At 38.6% G+C, this 1,933-nt stretch carries 3 protein-coding genes and 1 pseudogene; all 4 read left to right on the top strand.

From position 1 onward, the window contains the following. A pseudogene (locus tag IEY40_RS20055) lies at positions 1 to 139 on the top strand (transposase); the annotation flags it as partial. Positions 140 to 330: 191 nt separating this feature from the next. After that, positions 331 to 798, top strand: coding sequence for a hypothetical protein (locus IEY40_RS20050; protein ID WP_188959350.1), 468 nt, complete (start codon positions 331 to 333; stop codon positions 796 to 798). Next, entirely contained in the window at positions 795 to 1,265 is a 471-nt protein-coding gene (locus IEY40_RS20045) for a hypothetical protein (protein ID WP_188959348.1), read from the top strand. The genes IEY40_RS20050 and IEY40_RS20045 overlap by 4 nt, the downstream gene beginning before the upstream one ends. A 97-nt stretch (positions 1,266 to 1,362) precedes the next feature. Next, a partial coding sequence (locus tag IEY40_RS20040) for a transposase (RefSeq protein WP_308424507.1) occupies positions 1,363 to 1,933 on the top strand: 571 nt, incomplete at its 3' end.

Here is a 1,933-nt window from a genome sequence, read left to right as displayed (position 1 = left end):
GCTTAAAATCACCACTGAATTTGGTACATTATTTAAAGGTGCTGTCGGAGCATTACCCGCATTAACCGAATATTGTGAGCATTTAGACCGAAAACGGCGACAAGGCGCGGCAAATTGTCAGCGCTGGCTGTGCGCTTAAGTCATCATCCCCAATCAAATTACAATTCTTTTAACACTTGATGGTTATCAAGTTTTTCTGCTGTGCTAAATTTCTTAGATGACCATAAAACACTAATTTAACGATAATATTTTAGCCATATCGATAAAAATTGATGAGTTGATCACATCGATCCTAACCCTCGCCAAAGCCATGAAAACGAGTTATGTTATTTGTTCAAGAAATGGGTGGCTTTGTTTTTTTTAGCTAAATTAAAAGCAGACAAAAAAATAAATACAATGAAATATTTTGATACTGCTGATGAAGCAGCTAAAGAGATTTTGAATCTTGTATCTCCTATATCCAAAGACTTTAATATTGAAATTGGTGGCAGTATTATTCATGATAGACTTGGTTATCGTTATACAACCCCTCAACTTGGTGATGCAGTATCCGTTAACCTAGCTTATGGTTATGATGGCTATCACACCCATCCAAATGAATATGACATGTTTTCAAATAAATATACCGCTGCAACAGGTGGTGGGGGAGATGTAGGTTGGTTGAATCATTCTCTCAATAAAAATGTAACGATGTATTTGGGCTCACAGATTGGCAGTAAAGTTTTTATTGGAAGCTGTACTGCTGCCACATGTTTCCATCACTTTGCCGGAACGAAAGCGAATAAGGTATTACAATGAGAAAGTTAAGCAGCGCCTTATGCGTAATTGTTCTATTACTGTCTAGTTGTAAGAGTGGAAAGACTGAGTTTGTCAATGATAGTTATGAAAAATATATAATCAGTTGTATTGACGCTTATAAATCACATGGCGATGGGAATGTAATTGAGCAAGCTAATAGGGTTTATGTGGCTTATGCCGACTCCAATTTAATTGATGTTTTCTTTTCCCGTGGAGATGTGGGCGACTTTACGGAAAGGAGCTCTGATTACATGGGGTTACTTTATTGTGGTGGGATGGTTAATGAGCAGTTCGAAGTATATCGTCTGAAATACGCCAATTCATCTAAAGATCTTTTTAGTAAGCCAGGATTTGAGGTTGGAGCTGTAAATGCTAAAACTTGTGGAATCGCCAAGCAGAGGTGGTACATTCTGGATGGCTTTAAGCTTGAATATAAAGGTGAAAAAATATTTGACTGCAGGAAATAACATAAGGAGAAAGACGTAATTAAGACACCCAAGATTATTGGCTGAATATTGAGCGCTCAACTACGCTTTATTTACCCTTTCCAAACGGTAATTAAAGATGGCTAGACCAAGACAGACAATCGTTAGTTTAGAAGATACGCCTTACTATCACTGTTGTTCGCGTGTGGTGCGTAAGGCATTTCTTTGTGGAATAGATAACTCAACAGGTGAGAACTTTGAGCATCGGCGCGAGTGGGTTGATTCACGCATTCTTGAGTTAGCGACCATCTTTGCCATTGATATCTGTGCTTATGCCGTGATGAGTAATCACTTACATGTGGTGTTAAAGGTTGATGCTGACAAAGTAAAACAGTGGTCAGATAAAGAAGTGCTCATTCAATGGCACAAAGGTTTTAAGGGCACGTTGCTTACGCACAAATACCTAAAAGAAGAAGACCTTAACCAGTTTGAGCTTCAAACGGTTAATGAATGCATTACTGAATACCGTAAACGCTTAATTGATATCAGTTGGTTTATGCGCTCACTCAGTGAGCCTATAGCCAGAATGGCCAACAAAGAAGATAAATGTACCGGAAGATTCTGGGAAGGCAGGTTTAAATCTCAGGCTTTGCTTGATGAAGCCGCAGTTTTAGCCTGTATGGCTTATGTCGATTTAAACCCTGTCAGAG

The sequence above is a fragment of the Shewanella ulleungensis genome (assembly GCF_014648315.1).
GTDB classification, from domain to species: domain Bacteria; phylum Pseudomonadota; class Gammaproteobacteria; order Enterobacterales; family Shewanellaceae; genus Shewanella; species Shewanella ulleungensis.
Note: the sequence above shows the minus strand (reverse complement) of the source record. Positions and strands in the feature narration are given on the sequence as shown.

Bases quoted from the DNA above. Each gene is read 5' to 3' on its own strand.
- IEY40_RS20045 (WP_188959348.1), top strand. From the start codon at position 795: ATGAGAAAGTTAAGCAGCGCCTTATGCGTAATTGTTCTATTACTGTCT.